The organism is Larkinella humicola, from assembly GCF_008727875.1.
GTDB classification, from domain to species: domain Bacteria; phylum Bacteroidota; class Bacteroidia; order Cytophagales; family Spirosomataceae; genus Larkinella; species Larkinella humicola.
The window spans coordinates 1,211,531-1,230,697 of record NZ_VTWS01000001.1 but is presented as its reverse complement, the minus strand read 5'-3'; the positions used below and the strand labels follow the sequence as shown (position 1 = coordinate 1,230,697).

The window sequence follows — 19,167 nt, the reverse complement described above, 5'->3', positions numbered from 1 at the left end:
TAAAATCATGAAAAAATTAACACTCTCCATACTCCTGCTGGCATCGCTCAGCGGTTTTGCCCAGAATCCGGCTCCGGCGGGGCCACAGACGCGGGCCATTGCCCTGACGGGCGCGACGATTCACGTTGGCAACGGGCAGGTAATCAATAACGGGGTGATTCTTTTCGATAAAGGAATCATCACCGCCGTCGGCGACGGCAACACGCCCACCAACGGTGCGGAAGTGATCAATGTGGCCGGAAAACACGTCTATCCGAGCATCATTTCGCCCGCTTCGACGGTGGGGTTGCAGGAAATCAGCGCGGTTCGGGCCACGGTCGATTTTCAGGAAACCGGTTACATCAACCCGAACATCCGGTCTTTGATTGCCTACAACACCGATTCGGAGGTGATTCCGACCATCCGGAACAACGGCCTGCTGCTAACGCAGGTGATGCCGATGGGCGGGGTCATTTCGGGGAGCTCGTCCGTGGTGCAGTCAGACGCCTGGAACTGGGAAGATGCCGTGCTGAAAGCCGACGACGGCATCTGGCTAACTTGGCCGGGGTATTTCGCCCGCAGCTTCGATTTTGAGGATTTTTCGGTCAGTTTAAAAAAGAGCGAACAGCGGCAGGAAAGCATCAACGCCCTGAAAGCGACGTTTTCCGATGCGGTGGCCTATGCCGCCCTGAAAAATCCGGCTCCGAAAAACCTCAAATTTGAGTCGATGAAGGGCCTGTTCGACGGCACGAAAAACCTGTACATCCGCGCCGATTACGGCAAGGACATCATCGAAGCCATCAAATTTGCGAAGCAGATGGGCATTCGGAAACCGGTGATTGTGGGCGGAGAAGACGCCGGTCGGGTGATCGATTTTCTGAAAGAGAACAACGTCGCCGTGATTCTGGGGCCGATGCACCGCCTGCCCAACCTCCAGGACGAAGACGTGTATTTGCCGTATAAACTGCCGGGAATGCTCCAGAAAGCCGGTATTGCGGTGAGTTTGAGCTACGACGGAGCCTACTGGCGGACGCGAAACCTGCCGTTTCAGGCCGGAACAGCCGCCGGTTTCGGGGGCATCGACAAAGAGGACGCGCTGAAAATGATCACCTCCACGACCGCCAAAATCATGGGCATCGACAACGTGGTGGGCACGCTCGAAAAAGGCAAACACGCGACGCTGGTTGTCTCGAAAGGTGATTTGCTCGACATGCGCACCAACGTCATCGAACACGCGTATATCCAGGGCCGTCACATCAATCTGGATGATAAACACAAGCGGTTGTACCACATGTACCGCGAGAAGTATGGACAGCCGGATTTAGGGAAATAACTGGAATTTTTTGTAGAATTGGGGAGTTCAACCGTCAGGAGGTTGGGCTCCCTTTTTATTAAAGGCAGGTTCGCGTGCAGCATGGCCGATGGAAGTCAGCAATCCCATTGATTGTTTTGTCATATTAGCCGTTTCAACCATTTACTATCTTAAAGTATAGGACTTTCGCTTTTGCCCCTAAATCCCCTAAAGGGGACTTATAGGATCCGGATTAAGCCGCGTCCAAGTCCCCTTTAGGGGATTTAGGGGCAAAAGCGAAAGTTTGATAGAATTATCAGACGTAAGTCTTAAAGTAAACTCTAAAAAAACGCAAATCAGTATGTCTTTTCAAGCCTACATAGACAACATCAAAGCCAAGACCGGAAAAACACCGGCGGACTTTAAAAAATTAGCGGAAGAAAAAGAATTTATCATTGATGGAAAACTTAATCCAAAAGTAAAAGCGACAGAAATAACAAACTGGCTGAAAGAGGATTTTGCATTGGGACACGGCCACGCCATGGCCATTTATGCGACCTTCAAAGGAAAAACGGAATGAAGCGGTTCGCAACGCTGGTTGTATTCCTATTCTTTTGCGCTTCCGGAACTGCACAGAAAATGCCTGCCAACCTCCTGGATAGCATTACGATTGCAGCGAACAATGGCACCTATCCCAACCTGGAAGGCGTTACCATAACCAAAGGTGGCAAGCTTGTTTTTGAAACCTATCTTCATGGGTTACGGAAGGGTGATCTGCACGATACGCGTTCTGCTTTGAAGTCCGTGACGGCGCTCTTGATGGGCATTGCGATCGACAAAGGGTTCATTAAAAATGTACATCAAAACGTATATTCTTTTTTTCCGAAGTATAAGCCCTACGGAAACTGGGCTAGTTTAAAAGACAGCATGACCATTGAACATTTGCTGGAAATGAAATCCGGTTTTGACTGCGAAGAATGGGATGGAAGCAAGGATTGTGAAGACGACATGGAAAATACGCAGGATTGGATCAGGTTTTGCCTGGACCTGCCCTTAAAAAATAAACCGGGAACACATTGGGATTATACGTCGATCAATGCCATGCTATTGGGCGGCATCCTTGCGCATGCTTCCCATAGGTCGGTTTCGGAGTTTGCCGATCAGTATCTCTTCAAACCGTTGGGAATTACCCAGTACCGGTGGACAAAAGATCCGCTTGGTCACGAAACGACGGCGGGTTCTTTTTACATTTCTCCGGGCGATATGAACAAAATTGGGCAGGTGGTTTTAAATGACGGCGTTTATAACAACCGAAGGATTGTTTCCGGCGAATGGGTTAAAACCATGACAGAAAGTCGTATAAAAATTGAAGACTTTTCAAACGTGCGGATTTCCAGAAATAAAACCGCTATTCCGCAACCTACTTATTATGGGTATGCCTGGTATACGGAAGAAATAAAGACGGATCAATGGAAGCACACGGTTGTTTTTGCTTCCGGGAATGGCGGGCAGTATATTATGGTGATCAGAGATCTGGATTTGGTGGTAACCTTTACGGGCAATAGCTACAATTCTGCCAAATCAAAACTGCCTTTTGATATCCTGATCAAATACATTTTACCCTATTTTGCTAAGAAATAGCTCGGCTACCGGCAAACGGTTTTGCGCAAGTGAGGGGATATAAGAACAAAGAGTATTTGCCCGCTAGTATTCTTACTTCCTATGGATGTTACTGACCAAGAAATTAAAGCTGAAGAAGTATTTATTGATCTGTGAATAGGTTTTTAATATTTAGTTATTTGTGATTAATAAGGTAATCTACAAACAAACCAAATTCGATTGAACTTTAGTACTAAAAATTCGCGCCATCGGCAACCTCCAAACCGTTGGCGGTTAGCTTAAAACAAAACGATCTTACGAAATCAATCCTGCACACTATGACAGATAATAAAAGATCTCTTGAACAACAAAAAGAAGAATTTAAACAAAAGAAACTTTTAGCCTCTCCAATTGCGGGCTTAATTGCTTGGTTGACAGTAGCTGTTTCAGGACTTTTTTTCCCTGACCTGATAACTGTGTGGGTTTTATTTATTGCAACTGGCTCGATAGTTTATTTAGCGATGGGTATTTCAAAATTTACAGGTGAAGATTATCTTGACAAAACCAAACCTACAAATACTTTTGATAGACTATTTTTTTATACTGTAGCTCAATCTGTTTTAGTATATTCAATAGCAATACCATTTTTCATGCTCGATTATACATCCCTTCCGCTGTCTGTTGGTATCTTGACCGGTTTAATGTGGATACCTTTGAGTTGGATAATTGACCATTGGATTGGTCTGTTTCATACATTGACAAGAACAATCTCAATTTTAGTTCTTTGGTATCTGTTTCCATCGGAAAGATTTGTTTATATTCCTATGGCAATAGTAATCGTATATGCAATTTCAATTCTCATTTTGCAAAAAAGAAAGACGACTTGAAAAAGCCGAACTGAAAACAACGAGGAAGCAAACCAATGAAGAAACATGCCGTCTTACTCTGCATTGGCATTTCGGTGATTTTAATCATCACCGCAACCATGCTCTATCCCGGAGGTTCCTTGTTTGATAAAAATTCGGTCGGATTTGACTGGACTAAAAACTTCATCAGCAATCTCTTTGCGGCAAAAGCAATCAACGGTTCAGACAATCCATCCCGAATCTGGGCCATTCTTGGCGTGGCATTCCACTCGGTTGGGTCTGGGATTTTCTTTCTCCATATGTCAAAAAAGATGACGAATCGCCATGCGGCTACGGTTTTAAAATCCGTAGGGATTGCCAGCATCGCACTTGATGTCCTGATCGTCACTTCCTTGCACGACGTGATGGTGATGGTATCGAGTACGTTGTCGTTGCTGGGTCTTTTTTATTGTACGGTTTTTATTCTGAAGTCAAAACTTCACGTCTTAAAATTCGCCTGTGTCATCTGCCTGTTGATTTTTTACTATACCCTCTACTTGTATGGTTCCGGCGATTGGGGATTATTGGCCATCATGCAGAAGGTATCGTTCATCGGTTCAACGCTGCTGGTGTTAGGAATGGAGTATTTTACCAAAAAGGAAGACTTCATTCAACGTAAACCGGATGGGCAAACCATACCGACGACGAACCGGTAACGCCCTTTCAGCTACAACATTGCGACTTTTGGCTACAGCGGTTTTCTGATCCCTGCTGAACTTTGCAGCAACAAACGATCAGAACGATGAACTTACAGAACAACACCATTTTAGTGACCGGCGGAACCAGCGGTTTCGGCATCGAATTTGCCGCCAGATTGCTTGCGCTGGGCAACACCGTCATTATCACCGGCCGGAACGCGGAAAAATTGCAGGAAACGAAACACCAACTGCCAGCCGTCCACACCATCCAGAGCGATGTGAGCAATGCCGACGACATCATCAGGCTATACAATCAGGTAACCCGGCAATTTCCCGACCTGAATATCATCATCAACAATGCCGGTGAAATGCGGAAAATCAGTCTGCACCAGCCACATGAACTGACCGAAATCACCCGCGAAATTGAAATCAACCTGATGGGACCGATCCGAATGGTGCAACAATTTCTGCCCCACCTGAAAAAACAGAAAAACGCGGCCATTGTGAATGTCACCTCGGGTATTGCGCTGTCGCCTTTTCCGATTTCACCCATTTACAGCGGCAGTAAATCGGGGTTGCGGGCGTATACACAGGCTTTACGGGTGCAACTCAAAAACACGGACATTCAGGTAATCGAATTGGTGGCGCCGGGAAGTTCCACACCCTTGAATGATAAATTCAGGAATGAAGACGGATTTAGTGCCAGTGCCTTGATGGCTCCCGAAAAAATTGTGGATGCCGCCCTCAAAGGCATGGAAAATGATAAAGACGAAATCTATCCGGGACTGGCGAAAGTCATGCGGGTGATGAGCCGAATTGCACCCCGCTTTTTGATCGCTCAAGCCGGGAAAATGGGCGCTTCGACGATGTACGGGAAATAATTTTTCTTATGTAGGACTTTTGCTTTTGCCCCTAAATCCCCTAAAGGGGACTTGGACGCGGCAATATCCGGATGCGTAAAGTCCCCTTTAGGGGATTTAGGGGCAAAAGCAAAAGTCCTCTGTTTAAATTAATAAAATGAAAATCATCAGCCTAATTCTTCTTCTGGTATCCGCTTTTCTGGGTATCAAACACGGTTGGGACGCCTTCCAGCCCGGCAACGCCGAACAGGCAAAAATGATGGCAACCCTGGGTATTTCCCAAGCCGTTTTACCCTATTTTGGCGTGGCTTCCATTGCAGCGGGTTTGCTATTGCTGTTCCCACAGACCTTTTTCGCGGCCAATTTGCTCAACGCCTTTTCCATTGTTCTGATCATGGCATTGGCGTTGCGGGCAGGGGATTATAAAATGGCCTTGCTGGAAATTCCGTTTCTGGCCATTCCCCTGCTGTTGATTTGGCTGAAATATCCGTTTAAATTTTAAAAACCACTTTTGCACGATGTTGAAGACAACGCCACGCCGAATAAAAACCATACCAGAAGGGCATCGCTTAACGGGACTTGAAAAACCGCATCATCCGCTGATCAGTGTGGTGGATGTGTCTCAATTTAAAAGTCATTCTGATATTCAGGCGGTTATTTTTGACTTCTATGTTGTATCGCTGAAGCGGGGCTGCGACAACCTGTTGTACGGGCAGCAGAAATACGATTTTGACGAAGGCCTGATGGCGTTTATGGCACCCGGACAGATTCTGCGGGGTGAAGAAAACGGTCGTCCACCCAACCTCCAGGGATGGATGCTGTTTATCCATCCCGACTTTTTATGGAATACGTCCCTGGCTAAAAAAATAAAGAAGTACGACTATTTTGGGTATGCTACCAACGAAGCGTTGTTTCTTTCCGATCGGGAAGAAACGCTGATGAATGGAATCATCGACAACATTAAACAGGAGTACAACGCACCGATCGATAAATTTAGCCAGGATGTCATCATTGCCCAGTTGGAGCTTCTGTTTACATATGCCGAGCGGTTTTATGAACGTCAGTTCATCACCCGTAAAATGACCAACAGCCGGATTTTAACCCGATTGGAAGACGTATTGGATGACTATTTTAACCAGCAAGAATTACTCTCGAAAGGGTTGCCCACCGTGCAATATGTTGCGGATCGTCTTAACATTTCCAGCAAATATTTAGGCAGTTTGCTGAAACAACTAACCGGGCTAACGACCCAGCAGCACATCCACGAAAAACTGATCGGGAAAGCCAAAGAAAAACTCTCCACGACTGAATTGTCGGTCAGTGAAATCGCTTATGAATTGGGGTTCGAACATTCGCAGTCGTTCAGCAAATTATTCAAGACAAAAACGAAGCAAAGCCCGTTGGAATTCAGGGCTTCGTTTAATTGATTGACAAAAGCCCGGCTAACTTTGACAGAAATATCCCTTATTTTTGGCCAAAAATAACGCAGTTATGACATTTATCGGATGGTTAACCCTGTTTCTCTCCCTGTCGGGAGCGTTGCCACAACCTGAAAAAAAAGCTACCTCCGACGGTTTTGGGATCGACCAACCCCTCAACATCAGGAAAGATCAAAAGGTCTGGATGCTAACGTACTTCCGGCAGCGGTATCCGACCCGGATTGAGATCGATGCGCAGGGAAAAACCGTGGAGGTGCCGCTGGAAAACCCGATGCTGATCAACAAACTGCACATTGCCTTGTCGACCGATGGGCGGCACTGGACGCCGTTGAACGACAACAATCCGGTCTGGGAGCAACCCATGCGCGACCCGTACGTTCGGCGGGGGCCAAACGGGATTTGGCGCGTTTTGACAACCGGAGGGGGCGGCAAAGACCGGGAGAAAGTGGGGCCAAGTTGTCAATATGCCACCTCGAAGGACCTGATTCACTGGCAGGTGGAAGGGCCGTTGCCGTTGATGAAGGACGTGCGGAATGCATCCGGCGCGTTGGCCCGCAACATCTGGGCACCCGAATGGTTTTATGACGCCAAAACCGGGGAGTATGTCCTGTTCTGGTCGTCGTCTTACCAGGATGCGGGCTGGAAAGAGAGTCGTCTCTGGTATTGCCGGACGCGGGACTGGAAGACCTTCACCCCGGCCAAAGTCCTGTTTGAGCCGCCCTATTCCGTGATCGACGGCACCTTGCTGGAACACCAAGGCACCTACTATCTTTATCACAAAGAAGAAGAATTTGGGGCCAAAACCGGTGAGCGCAGGGCGATTCGAGTGGCCACCTCGAAGAACCTGGAAGGGCCTTATATCGTGGTGGAAGGCCCGATGAACAAAGGACAAATCGTTCCGGTCATCACCGAAGGCCCCACCGTCATGGAAGATCCCCGTAAACCCGGCTGGTTGTTGCTCTACGATTATTGCATGACAAACCGCTTTGGGGCTTCGTCCTCGCCGGATTTGATTCACTGGACGGTGGAAGAGGACGTCAGTTTTCCGTCGGAAGCGCGGCATGGCTGTGTTTCGCTCGTAACAGCCGCGGAAGCCGAGACCTTGCGGAAGGCGTATGCCGGTAAAAACTAGGGGCAAAAGCGAAAGGCCTGTGAAACCTAAAACGGATTTGTTGATACATGAGGGAACTCCGGGAATGGGGTTCCTTTTTTTGTTGGCAAAATTACCTTTTGTTTGTCCGAAGGAAACCAACCCAAACTTCGTCTAGTTACCAGATCGTGGTAATTTTACAAACCATCAACAACTAATTTATACGAGCAACATGCGGACAAGTATCTTGACCATCGCTTTCCTTTTCATGCTAATCAATCTGTTTGGACAGGCAAAACCCGAAAAACTTAAGATGGCGCACCTGACGGGAGACTTTTATATTTACACAACCTACAACACCTACCAAAACTCTCAGGTACCGGCAAACGGAATGTACCTGGTCACGAAAGAGGGTGTTGTTCTGTTTGATACGCCCTGGGACACCACGCAATTTCAACCCTTGCTCGATAGCATAAAAATAAAGCACAACCAAAACGTGATCATGTGTTTTGCAACGCATTGGCACAGCGACAAAACGGCTGGACTCGAATACTACCGGCAGCAGGGCATAAAAACCTATACGACGGTTCTTACCGATGAATTAAGTAAAAAGAACGGTAAAAAAAGGGCCGAATTTTTAATGACCAAGGATACGGTTTTTCAGGTCGGCCCCTATGCTTTTGAAACGTATTACCCCGGACCGGCCCACACCGAAGACAATATTGTCATCTGGTTTAAAAACGAAAAAATTCTCTACGGTGGCTGCTTAATCAAAGGGGTTGATGCGGATAATTTGGGCTATTTAGACGATGGAAGTGTCACCGAATATGCGACTACGCTGGAAAAGGTTCAGAAAAAATACAGAAATCCAAAATACATTATCATCGCTCATAGCGATTGGAACAACCTGAATTCATTGAAGCATTCTCTGAAGATGGCCAAAGAACTTGAAAAGAAAAACCACCGTTAACATCGGTTTGGTAATCGCAGTGCACGCCGTTCCCAAATCAACAGACCAATCAAACGACGATGTCAATAACGAAAGAAGCGGAACTCATCGGAATGCAGAAAGCCAGTGAAGCAGTTGCTTACACCTTGAAAGCAATGCGAAACTATGCGCAACCCGGTATGACCACCAAACAACTGGACGACTATGGTGCAACCATCCTGGCGGATTTTGGAGCCAAATCCGCCCCTTATTTAACCTATCAATTTCCCGGTTGGACCTGCATTAGTGTGAACCACGCCTTTTGCCACGGTCTTCCGTCCGACAACACCATTCTGAAAGAGGGCGATCTAGTGAATATTGATGTTTCCGCTGAACTGAACGGTTTTTGGTCGGACAACGGCGGCTCCTTTGTGTTGGGCGAAGATGTCAACCAACACCAGAAGCTGATCGACGCTTCGAAGCAGATTTTGCAGAAAGCCATCTACACGATCAAAGGTGGGGTTCGCGTTGCCGACATCGGGCATCTGATCGAAACGGAAGCCAAAAAACGGGGGTACAAAGTCATCAAAAATTTGACGGGACACGGCATCGGAAGAAGCCTGCACGAAGAACCCCGCGAAATAGCCAATTACCGGGATCGCTCGAATCCAACCCGGTTTAAGAAAAATTCGGTCGTTGCCATTGAAACGTTCATTTCAACGACTTCTACCTATGCCGAAACCCAGCAGGACGGCTGGACGATGGTTGGAAACAAGGGCGGTTTTATGGCCCAACACGAGCATACCATTGTGGTTACGGACGGCAAACCACTGGTGCTGACTGAAATGAATGACATTTGGTAGAAAAGCGCAAACTCGTCTTTTTGCCCCTAAATTTCCTACAGGGGACTTGGACGCGGCTTAATCTGGATGTTAAAAGTCCCCTTTAGGGCAGGGCTGTTAAGTTCTGGAAATTAGGATCGTATCGATCCGCTTTTCGCCCCCAACCCCCTAAAGGGGGCTTCGAAATCCGGATGTTTTAGCCCCCTTTAGGGGGTTGGGGGCGAAAAGCGGAAGAACTTAACAACCCTGCCCTTTAGGGGATTTAGGGGCAAAAGCGAAAGTGTAAAGAATTATCAAACGTAAGTCCTACAAACGGACATCTTTTAACAAACCGGCCTTTTAAACAAAGTATATTCGGACGTTTAAACAAAGTCGCTCAGAACCGCCCTGCCTAATTTTGTCCCAACAAAAACAATTAACGGTTTTAAATCATGGGACAAACAAATAATCAGGGCGCGTTGCAGCAGCCGATCGGTTCAGGATTCAACGCTAGCACCACGACCAGCGACGTCATCAAAGGCATTGACCTGACCGGCAAAATCGCCATCGTAACCGGGGGGAACACCGGCATCGGTCTGGAAACCACCAAAACACTGGCAGCCGCCGGAGCCACAGTCATCGTTCCGGCGCGGGACACCGAAAAAGCAAAGAGAAATCTGGCCGGCATTCCCCGCGTCGAACTGGAAACGATGGACTTGATGACTCCGGCCTCCATCGACGCCTTTGCCGAAAAATTCCGGGCATCGGGTCGGCCGCTTCATCTGCTGATCAACAATGCGGGCATCATGTGGGTGCCGCTGCGCCGGGATAGCCGGGGTATCGAATCGCAACTGGCAACCAATTATCTGGCACAATTTCAGCTCACGGCCCGGCTATGGCCCGCCCTCAAAAAAGCCAATGGCGCCCGCGTGATCAACGTGTCCTCGCACGGGCATCAATTCGCGCCCTTCGATTTCAATGACCCCAATTTTCTGAACCGGGACTACGAAACGCTGCAAGCCTACGGGCAATCGAAAACCGCCAGCAATTTATTCGCCCTTGAACTCGACAACCGGGCCAGCGCCTTCCACGTTCGGGCGTATTCGTTGCACCCCGGTTCCATCGGCGGCACGGAATTAGGCCGGGAAGCTCCCCTGGTACTGTTTCAGCAAATGGGATTTCTGGATGCCGATGGGAATATGCTGCCGGAAGTAGCTGCTTCCCTCAAAACCATTCCCCAGGGCGCAGCCACGACGGTTTGGTGTGCTACCAGTCCCTTGCTCGATGCGGTCGGCGGGGTATACTGCGAAAATGTTGAGGTTGCCGGGCTGGCTTCCGACACCGAAATGTCAACGGGCGTGAAACGGTATTCAGTCGATGAAGCCGACGCAAAACGCCTGTGGACCTGGAGCGAGGAAATGAGCGGAATCACCTTCGAGATCAACTAATCAGATTAAAAATCGTACAATGAAAACGTTAACAGATAAAGTTGCCGTCATCACGGGCGGCAACAGCGGGATCGGGTATGCCACCGCAAAAACACTCCTTGGAAAAGGGGCCAACGTCATTATCACCGGTAGACGAAGAGAAGCGGTTGAACAGGCGGCAGCAGCCTTACAGGTGACCGGTTTACTGGCTGATCAATCCAGTTTAGCCGACATTGACCAGCTGGTAGCGGATGTGGCCGAACAATGTGGTAAAATCGATATTTTGCTTATCAATGCAGGCATCACCAAGTTTGCGCCTATTGAACAGATGACTGAAACGATGTTCGACGAAATCATGAATGTAAATTTCAAGGGGGCCTATTTTACGCTGAGTAAATTTATTCCTGTTCTGAATGACAACGCGTCCGTGGTGTTGTTATCGTCCACATCGGCCACCATTTCTCCGCCAAGTGCATCGGTCTATGCGGCAAGTAAAGCAGCCATCAATGCAGTTGCCAAAATTGCCGCGCTCGAACTAGCACCCCGCAAAATCCGGGTCAATACCGTCAGTCCGGGACCGATCGCTACCGAGATCATGCATAAAATTGGTCTGGACGATCAGCTGGAAAAGCAACTGGTCAACAGTATCCCGCTGTCAAGATTAGGCAAAGCTGAAGAGGTAGCGGATTTGATTGCGTATTTATCCAGTGATGAATCCGCCTATATCACCGGTTCAAATTTTCTGATCGACGGTGGGCAATCCGTATAGCCAGAAGCGTTTTTCATTGTATCGATTTTTCTAGTATTCAATTATCTCGTTGACAACCGATTCGTTCGCTGCCCCATTGGGGGCTCCACAGCGGAGCGTCGCCGGGCCGCCGGAGCGGTAGATAATACGATCATTCCGTACCGGGCGTGCCGCCAGGCACGCTGGAAAAACGGGTCATTCTTTTCTACCGCTCCGGCGGCCCGGCGACGCTCCGCTGTTTATTCAATACGGGAATGGATCGCTTCTGTAATTTAATTAAAGCAAAAAAACCATGGACTATCAGGCCAAATACATCACCGACGACATCAAACTTTCCTGGTACGAGGATCGGTTTTTCAAATCGGACATTTTGTTCGACCACCACATGCTGATCTGGTTTATTTCGGGGGAAACCAAAATTGTGCAGGCCGATGCCACCTACTTTTTTAAGAAAGGCGATATTTTTTTAATTCCCAGAAATCAACTGGCAACGATCATCAATTATCCGAAAGACGGCCAGCCGCATAAAACCGTCGTCATGCATTTGACGACCACCAGATTGAGGGATTTTTACGCCAACCGGCCGGTGAAACCCAATGCTTCGGAATCGCAGAAAATCTATGGGTTCAACAACCACCCGTTGCTGGAAAGTTGTCTGGCTTCCCTGGTGCCGTATTTCGACATGACGGATCTTCCCGAAACGATTGCCTCGTTGAAAATCACCGAAGCCATCCACATTCTCCGGGCGATCGACCCGGGAATCGATTCCGTATTGGCCAATTTCGAAGAACCCGGTAAAATCGATCTGGTCAGCTACATGGAAAAGAATTTTATGTTCAATTTGCCGCTGGAAAAATTCGGCTACCTGACGGGCCGCAGCCTGACCACCTTCAAACGGGATTTTGGCAAAGCGTTCAACGTCACACCGCAGCGGTGGCTTACCCAAAAGCGGCTGGAACTGGCACACTACCAGTTTATCGAAAAAAAGAAGAAACCGATCGATGTCTGCTACGAAGTGGGGTTCGAAAACCTGTCGCACTTTTCGTATGCCTTTAAAAAGCATTTTGGGTATGCGCCGACCACCTTGCTGGGGCAAAAGTGACCATAATTAAACTTAAAAACGATGAACAGGCCCAATGGCCCAATGGCGTCCATGTGATTGTCGTGCGGAAAGGATTTTTATAGCAGCGCGGATTCAACGGATCGGGCAGATCAAAACGGATATTCTCCGTGTAAATCCGTTCAATCCGCGTTGCTATCCCAATCGAAAGGCAAATTCTAGTAAGAAAAAGTCATACTGTAAAATGAAAGCAACCAACAAAACGCTGGCAGACTTCCAGCAAGACCGGGAAAAACTTTTCGATAAAGCACTGGAAGACATCGATTTGCTGTCAGCAGATGAGCGAATTTGGTTTACGATTGAGTCGCTGATCGGGGCGGTAGATAACGGTGGGTTAATCAGCCACTACTACAATTCCGACGCCGACTATAATCAGGAGACCATTCAGGATCTGCACACACTCGGTTTTCCGGATATCGCCGATCTTTTAGTACAAGTCAACACCTTATTTCAAGGCGGACAACCACCGAAAGACATTGAAGAACGAAACGAGGTGATCAACCATTGGCCCGAGGGCAAATATGATGACTTATTGGATCGACTCGATCAATTGTTTTACGAGAAAGAAAAAGCGTTGGAAAACCGACTGCTTCTGCACATCGAAACAAAGCTGAGTGTAAGTGGACTGAAAACGCGGGAAAACTGATCCCGATCCCCTCAAAGATTCTGACCGCCCGACACTTCGATTCGCTGGGCATTGATCCACCGGGCTTCTTCCGTACAGAGGAAGGCCACAACCCCGCCGATGTCGTCCGGAAGTCCAACCCGGCCCAGGGCGGTTAAACCGGCAATGTGCTGATTGACCTGCGGGTTGTCGCGCGTTACGCCACCGCCGAAATCGGTTTCGATGGCTCCCGGTGCTACGGTGTTGACGGCAATGCCGCGTGCGCCCAACTCTTTTGCCAGGTAGCGCGTCAGCACCTCGACGGCCCCTTTCATGGACGCATAGGCCGAATAACCGGGCAGGCTGAACCGGGCCAGCCCCGTTGACAGGTTGATAATGCGACCTCCGTCCTGGATCAGGGGCAACGCTTTTTGGGTCAGAAAATAGACGCCTTTCAGGTGGATGTTCATCAATTGATCGAAGGCTTCTTCCGTCGTTTCGGCAAACGAGCCGTAGAGTCCAATACCGGCATTATTGATTAAAAAATCGAAGTGATCCGTTTTGAACGTGTCTTGCAAAACCGCCGATAAGTCGGTGAAAAAACCGTCGAAACTTTTGACGTCGCCCGTATTGAGTTGAAGAGCGGCCGCCTTCCGACCGGTTTGTTCAATTTCGGCTACCACCGCCAGGGCTTCTGCTTTTTTGCTGTTGTACGTCAGAATGACGTCGATTCCCTGTTGAGCCAGACGCAGGACCATATTTTTACCCAATCCCCGGCTTCCGCCCGTGACCAGGGCTATTTTACGTTGTGATTCCATGGTTGTTTTTTGTTTCAATTGCCTGAAACAAAAGTAGCGGGCCAACGTCGGGTACGGTTTGCAAGCATCAATCCATCCTTTGCAAAATTCAAATCAGGCGGTTCAGGACCGGAAGGCGATGGGAGTGAAGGCGGTCTGTTTTTTGAAAAAATTAGAGAAGTGAGCCACTTCCTCGAATCCCAGCGAATAGGCAATTTCGGAAATGTTCCAGTCGGTTTGCTTCAATAGGATCTTGGCTTCCTGAACGATCCGGCTGCTGATGAGGTCGGTGGTGGTTTTGCCGGTACTTTCTTTCAGCACTTTGTTCAGGTGATTGACGTGAACCGCCAGCCGTTCTGCGTAATCCCTGGCCGTGCGCAGGCTGAGTTTCTGGTGCGGAGATTCGATCGGAAACTGCCGTTCCAGGAGTTCGATGAACAGAGACGACACCCGGGCCGAGGCCGTGTGCGACGGATAGAGGGCGGTTTCGGGTTGCAACTTTTGTCCGTAATGAATTAGTTCGAGGACGTAATTTCGCAGCAGGTCGTATTTGAAGGCATAATTGGAGGCCAGTTCCTTGTCCATCTTGCGGAAGATATACGCGATGTCTTCCGACGCTTCGTCGGTAAGCTGAAAGATGGGATAACCGCCGGGTTGAAAGATCGGGAGATCGTCCAACACCACCCCGCTTTTGGTCTGAACCAGAAAATCGGCCGTGAAAATGCAGAAGTGACCTGCCTGGTTTTCGTCCTGCGGAACCCAGTGATACGGTATTTTTGGGGTGGCAAAGAGCAGAGCATTCTTCTCGATATGAATTACTTTATCCGCGTATTCGGCTCGGTTACGCCCGCTGATGTGGCTGATTTTGTAATACGCTCGCCGGTTGTAGGGCATCACCGGTTTTACTTTGAGCTGAGCCGCGACCTCGTCGATTTTGAAAACATTGAAATGACCGATCTCTTTGCTGATTCCTTCCGGGATCAACGAAGCGGTTTCCTTGTAAAATTCTTCCAGTGTCGTGGTTTCCATGTTCCTGCTCGTTTGCGAAATTCAAATGTACGAAAGTTGGCGGGGATTTTATTTGCCCCAACCGGTTGGTTTTGCCGGGCGTTATTTTGGATAAAAGGCTTGCCATCCGTGGAGTAACTTTGTCAAATTCAAACAGAATGGAGTAGATTTGGCAATCGCTCCGGTAGCGACCTTCCTCCTTCAGTTTAACCGCTTCCCAACAAGCTCATGAACACACGATTTACCACTCGAATCCTGGCATTTGTTCTCACGGTTTTCATGGTTCCGTACGCCTTTGCCCAGAAAAAGGCGGAGAAAATAGAGGAACTCATGCGCCAGTACGTCGAAAACCGGCAGTTCAACGGAACGGTGCTGGTGGCCGAAAACGGCAAGGTAATTATGAAGAAAGGCTACGGCCTGGCTAACATGGAGTGGAACATTCCCAACACGCCCGACACCAAATTTCGGCTGGGATCGGTCACCAAGCAATTCACGGCTTTTCTCATCATGCAACTGGTCGATCAGGGGAAATTGAAAGTCAGTGAGAAAATCACGACCTACCTGCCCGATTATCCCAAAGCGACCGGCGATAAAATAACCGTTCACCACCTACTCACTCACACGTCGGGCATTCCGAACTATACCAATTTTCCCCGGTTTTTTGAAACGATGAGCCGCGACCCGTACGCGCCAGAAGCGTTTGTGAAGAAGTTCTCCGATCTGCCGCTGGATTTTGAACCCGGTTCCAAATTTTCCTACAGCAATTCCGGCTATTTTCTGCTGGGCGTTCTCATTGAAAAAGTAACCGGCAAACCGTACGCGACGGTTTTGCAGGAGGGTATTCTCACCCCGGCGAAACTGAAGGATACGGGCTATGATTTGCCCGGTCCGATTCTGCCCAAACGGGCGGCAGCCTACGAAAAACGGGGGGGCGGTTATGTCAATGCGCCCTACCTGGACATGACAATTCCGTATGCCGCCGGTTCGCTCTATTCGACCGTGGAAGATCTGTATCGCTGGGATCAGCTTTTGTATACGGACAAATTGCTGTCAGCAGCTTCAAAAAAGGCTCTTTTTACGCCCGCGCTGGCGCATTATGCCTATGGGTGGGGCGTGGGTAACGCGAAGATCGGGCAGCGGAAAGACAGCGTTCTGATCGTTTCCCACGGCGGAGGCATCAACGGGTTCAATACCCAGTTCACCCGGCTTCCCAATGACAAACACACGGTTATTTTGCTGAACAATACCGGCGGAACGGTTTTGGGTGCCATACAGGCCAATATTCTGAACATCCTGTACGACCAGCCCTATGAGAAACCGAAAAAATCCATTGCGACGGCCCTCCGGCAAACCCTTGCGACGGCATCGCTGGAAAAAGCCCTCCAGCAATTTGCGCAGCTAAAAACGGACAAAGCGTATTCCCTGAACGAGGACGAAATGAACGAATTGGGCTACGATTTAATGCGGGAAGGCAAAATGAAGGAAGCCCTGGCGGTTTTTAATCTCAATGTGGAAGCCTATCCCCAGTCGTTTAATGTGTATGATAGCCGGGGTGAGGCATACCTGAAAAACGGCGATAAAGAACTGGCCATCAAGGATTATACGAAGTCGGTGGAACTGAATCCGCGCAACACCAATGGCCTTGAAGTCCTGAAAACGCTGGGCGAAAAGGTAGCAGGTCCGAAGGATGCGACGGTGTCGGCCGAAATCCTTGAAAAATACGTCGGTAAATACGAGCTGGCGCCGACTTTCAGCATTACCGTGACCCGGACGGACACGCAACTGTTTGCGCAGGCCACCGGTCAGGACCGCTTTGAGCTTTTTCCGGAATCGGAAACCAAGTTTTACCTCAAAGTGGTTCCGGCGCAGGTGACGTTCGTGAAGGACGACAAAGGGCAGGTGACTCAACTGGTGCTTCACCAGAACGGACGCGACATTCCGGGCAAGCGGATTCCTTAAATGATTGTTTAGAGATGTAACCGTATTCTATGATTCGCATATTCCAACAGGATGAAGCCGCAGTTCGGAAGGTTCGGGATATTGACTCGTTTTCCGATACCGAGCGCACCCTCTGGGTTGATTTACAGAACCCGACGCGCGAAGAAACCAAGAGCGTAGAAGATAAATTTGACGTTAATTTCCAGACGCAGCAGGAGCAGTCCGAGATCGAAAGCAGTTCGCGCTACATCGAGGAAGACGATTTCCTGATTGCGAACTCCAACTTCATGGTTCCCGACAAGGAACAGATGTATGTGACGGTGCCGGTCAGTTTCATGCTGAAAGACGAGACGTTGTTTACGTACCGGAACGCCGATCTGAAATCGTTTGCCGATACCGTCAAGCGGATCAAGTCGCGCCGGTCGATGTTCAACGACGGGGCGCAGATTCTGATCACGATTTTCGAATCCCGGATCGATTACGACGCCGATTTGATCGAGGTGGTGTCGCTGGAAATCAAATCCATCAACCGCCAACTGGATCTGGAAGCCAACCTGGATCGTGAAATGCTTCTGAAAATCAACGATTATCAGGAGCTAACGATGTCAATTCGGGAAAACGTGGTCGATAAACAGCGCGTGATTACTTCTATGATTCGCAGCGACGGCTGGTTTACGGACGAGGAACAGCAGCGGCTTCGAACGCTCATCAAAGACATCAACTCCCTGATCGACCACACGAATTTCATCTTCGAACGGCTGGAGTTTTTGCAAAATACGTACCTCGGTTTGATCGACCTGGAGCAAAACCGGATCGTCAAAATCTTTACCGTCGTGTCGCTGGTTTTTCTGCCACCGACCTTGCTGGCGAGCATCTGGGGAATGAACTTTACCAACATGCCGGAACTGAGCTGGAAGTTGGGCTATCCGATCGCGCTGGGTTCCATCGTCCTGTCGTCGCTGGTAACTTTATTGATTTTCAGACGAAAAAACTGGCTTTAAATCATCCAGAGCGAATAAATAGTCAGGAATACGTTACTTTTCGGGGTTCCCTGCTTCTTAACTGTAGGAACTAAAACTACAACTGCATGGAACCCACCCAATCGTCCTTTCAAATCGTTCTCGGCCAGATCGTCGCGTTTGCTACACTGTACGGTTTCAAAATTCTGTTAGCCATTGTTATTCTGGTTGTCGGCCTGTGGCTGGTCAATCAAGTGGTAAAAATGCTTTCCACTGTAATGAACAAACGGCAGGTCGACCGGGATGTTCAGCCTTTTCTGTTGTCGCTGGTGGGTGCTATTTTGAAGGTGCTGGTGTTGCTGAGTGTGGCCAGTACGCTGGGCGTCGAAACGACCTCGTTTGTTGCCATCATCGGTGCCGCCGGTTTGGCGGTGGGTCTGGCGCTACAGGGGAGTTTGGCCAATTTTGCCGGTGGCGTGCTGATTCTGACGTTCAAACCGTTCCGGGTGGGCGATCTGATTACGGCTCAAGGCTTTACGGGTAATGTGGAAGCCATTCACATTTTCAACACCATTCTGGTAACGCTCGACAACCGCACAATCATTCTGCCCAACGGAGCACTGTCAACGTCACCGGTAACCAACATTTCCGGCAGAGGAACGATCCGGGTCGACATGGTTTTTGCCGCCGGGAATTCCAATGCCGTCGATGCGGTCAAGGCGTCGATCAAACGCGTGGTGGATGCCTGTCCGACTGGATTGAAAAACCGGGAACACGACATTCTGGTGACCAAACTAACCGAGCTGGCGTTTCATTTCGACGTCCGGGTCTGGTGCAACAGTGCCGACTATTGGGACACCTACTATTTTGTTCACGAGGGCATCGCGCGCCAGTTTGGTAAAGACGGCATCAAAGGGCCGGAACCGAGTGTTACGGTGATTGGCGATTTTAGCTCAGTCGGCAAGCTGAAATAACGCACATTAGGCGTTTTTGGTCGCGTAGCGGACGGATGTTTG

The 19,167-nt window shown here is 49.0% G+C and carries 20 protein-coding genes; 18 read left to right on the top strand and 2 right to left on the bottom strand.

Annotated elements, in window-relative coordinates; translation table 11 throughout:
• Window positions 1–7 precede the first annotated feature (7 nt).
• The 15 genes from F0P93_RS05315 (at window position 8) to F0P93_RS05245 (ending at window position 13,491) form a co-directional block, all read left to right on the top strand.
• The gene (locus F0P93_RS05315) at window positions 8–1,312 is read left to right on the top strand and encodes an amidohydrolase family protein (protein ID WP_150875233.1); all 1,305 of its coding nucleotides are present in this window, start codon (window positions 8–10) and stop codon (window positions 1,310–1,312) included.
• Between the two features lie 319 nt (window positions 1,313–1,631).
• Entirely contained in the window at window positions 1,632–1,850 is a 219-nt protein-coding gene (locus F0P93_RS05310; RefSeq protein ID WP_150875232.1) for a DUF4287 domain-containing protein, read from the top strand.
• 59 nt (window positions 1,851–1,909) lie between these two features.
• The gene (locus tag F0P93_RS05305; RefSeq protein WP_191908730.1) at window positions 1,910–2,911 is read left to right on the top strand and encodes a serine hydrolase domain-containing protein; all 1,002 of its coding nucleotides are present in this window, start codon (window positions 1,910–1,912) and stop codon (window positions 2,909–2,911) included.
• 296 nt (window positions 2,912–3,207) lie between these two features.
• Window positions 3,208–3,756 carry a DUF7010 family protein gene (locus F0P93_RS05300; protein ID WP_150875230.1) on the top strand — a complete coding sequence of 183 codons (549 nt, stop codon included), beginning with the start codon at window positions 3,208–3,210 and terminating at the stop codon, window positions 3,754–3,756.
• A 35-nt stretch (window positions 3,757–3,791) separates the two neighbouring features.
• Entirely contained in the window at window positions 3,792–4,430 is a 639-nt protein-coding gene (locus F0P93_RS05295) for a hypothetical protein (protein ID WP_150875229.1), read from the top strand.
• A gap of 86 nt (window positions 4,431–4,516) precedes the next feature.
• Window positions 4,517–5,293 carry an SDR family oxidoreductase gene (locus tag F0P93_RS05290; protein WP_150875228.1) on the top strand — a complete coding sequence of 259 codons (777 nt, stop codon included), beginning with the start codon at window positions 4,517–4,519 and terminating at the stop codon, window positions 5,291–5,293.
• 136 nt (window positions 5,294–5,429) lie between these two features.
• Window positions 5,430–5,774 (top strand): hypothetical protein, encoded by a 345-nt coding sequence (locus tag F0P93_RS05285; RefSeq protein ID WP_150875227.1) that lies wholly within the window; start codon window positions 5,430–5,432, stop codon window positions 5,772–5,774.
• A 16-nt stretch (window positions 5,775–5,790) separates the two neighbouring features.
• Window positions 5,791–6,699, top strand: coding sequence for a helix-turn-helix domain-containing protein (locus F0P93_RS05280; protein WP_150875226.1), 909 nt, complete (start codon window positions 5,791–5,793; stop codon window positions 6,697–6,699).
• 64 nt (window positions 6,700–6,763) lie between these two features.
• The gene (locus tag F0P93_RS05275; RefSeq protein ID WP_150875225.1) at window positions 6,764–7,843 is read left to right on the top strand and encodes a glycoside hydrolase family 43 protein; all 1,080 of its coding nucleotides are present in this window, start codon (window positions 6,764–6,766) and stop codon (window positions 7,841–7,843) included.
• A 190-nt stretch (window positions 7,844–8,033) separates the two neighbouring features.
• A complete protein-coding gene (gene bla, locus F0P93_RS05270) occupies window positions 8,034–8,771 on the top strand; it encodes a BlaB/IND/MUS family subclass B1 metallo-beta-lactamase (protein WP_150875224.1) in 738 nt (245 codons plus the stop codon).
• Window positions 8,772–8,830: 59 nt separating this feature from the next.
• A complete protein-coding gene (gene map / locus F0P93_RS05265) occupies window positions 8,831–9,592 on the top strand; it encodes a type I methionyl aminopeptidase (RefSeq protein ID WP_150875223.1) in 762 nt (253 codons plus the stop codon).
• A 410-nt stretch (window positions 9,593–10,002) separates the two neighbouring features.
• The gene (locus F0P93_RS05260) at window positions 10,003–10,998 is read left to right on the top strand and encodes an SDR family NAD(P)-dependent oxidoreductase (RefSeq protein ID WP_150875222.1); all 996 of its coding nucleotides are present in this window, start codon (window positions 10,003–10,005) and stop codon (window positions 10,996–10,998) included.
• A 19-nt stretch (window positions 10,999–11,017) separates the two neighbouring features.
• Window positions 11,018–11,746, top strand: coding sequence for an SDR family NAD(P)-dependent oxidoreductase (locus F0P93_RS05255; RefSeq protein ID WP_150875221.1), 729 nt, complete (start codon window positions 11,018–11,020; stop codon window positions 11,744–11,746).
• Between the two features lie 271 nt (window positions 11,747–12,017).
• On the top strand, window positions 12,018–12,827 hold the full coding sequence (locus F0P93_RS05250; protein WP_150875220.1) for a helix-turn-helix domain-containing protein: 810 nt from the start codon (window positions 12,018–12,020) through the stop codon (window positions 12,825–12,827).
• A gap of 202 nt (window positions 12,828–13,029) precedes the next feature.
• On the top strand, window positions 13,030–13,491 hold the full coding sequence (locus tag F0P93_RS05245) for a DMP19 family protein (RefSeq protein WP_191908729.1): 462 nt from the start codon (window positions 13,030–13,032) through the stop codon (window positions 13,489–13,491).
• A gap of 11 nt (window positions 13,492–13,502) precedes the next feature.
• Here the strand turns inward: F0P93_RS05245 and F0P93_RS05240 are convergent, their stop codons facing one another.
• Window positions 13,503–14,267 carry an SDR family NAD(P)-dependent oxidoreductase gene (locus tag F0P93_RS05240; protein ID WP_150875218.1) on the bottom strand — a complete coding sequence of 255 codons (765 nt, stop codon included), beginning with the start codon at window positions 14,265–14,267 and terminating at the stop codon, window positions 13,503–13,505.
• A 102-nt stretch (window positions 14,268–14,369) separates the two neighbouring features.
• On the bottom strand, window positions 14,370–15,275 hold the full coding sequence (locus F0P93_RS05235) for a helix-turn-helix domain-containing protein (protein ID WP_150875217.1): 906 nt from the start codon (window positions 15,273–15,275) through the stop codon (window positions 14,370–14,372).
• Window positions 15,276–15,482: 207 nt separating this feature from the next.
• On the opposite strand from F0P93_RS05235, the gene F0P93_RS05230 reads away from it, so the two are divergent.
• From F0P93_RS05230 to F0P93_RS05220, 3 genes are all read left to right on the top strand, one after another.
• Window positions 15,483–17,213, top strand: coding sequence for a serine hydrolase (locus F0P93_RS05230; protein ID WP_150875216.1), 1,731 nt, complete (start codon window positions 15,483–15,485; stop codon window positions 17,211–17,213).
• A gap of 29 nt (window positions 17,214–17,242) precedes the next feature.
• Complete coding sequence (gene corA / locus F0P93_RS05225) at window positions 17,243–18,193, top strand: magnesium/cobalt transporter CorA (RefSeq protein WP_150875215.1); 951 nt, start codon at window positions 17,243–17,245, stop codon at window positions 18,191–18,193.
• 86 nt (window positions 18,194–18,279) lie between these two features.
• Window positions 18,280–19,125, top strand: a complete 846-nt coding sequence (locus F0P93_RS05220) for a mechanosensitive ion channel family protein (protein ID WP_150875214.1) — start codon at window positions 18,280–18,282, stop codon at window positions 19,123–19,125.
• The last annotated feature ends 42 nt before the right edge of the window (window positions 19,126–19,167 follow it).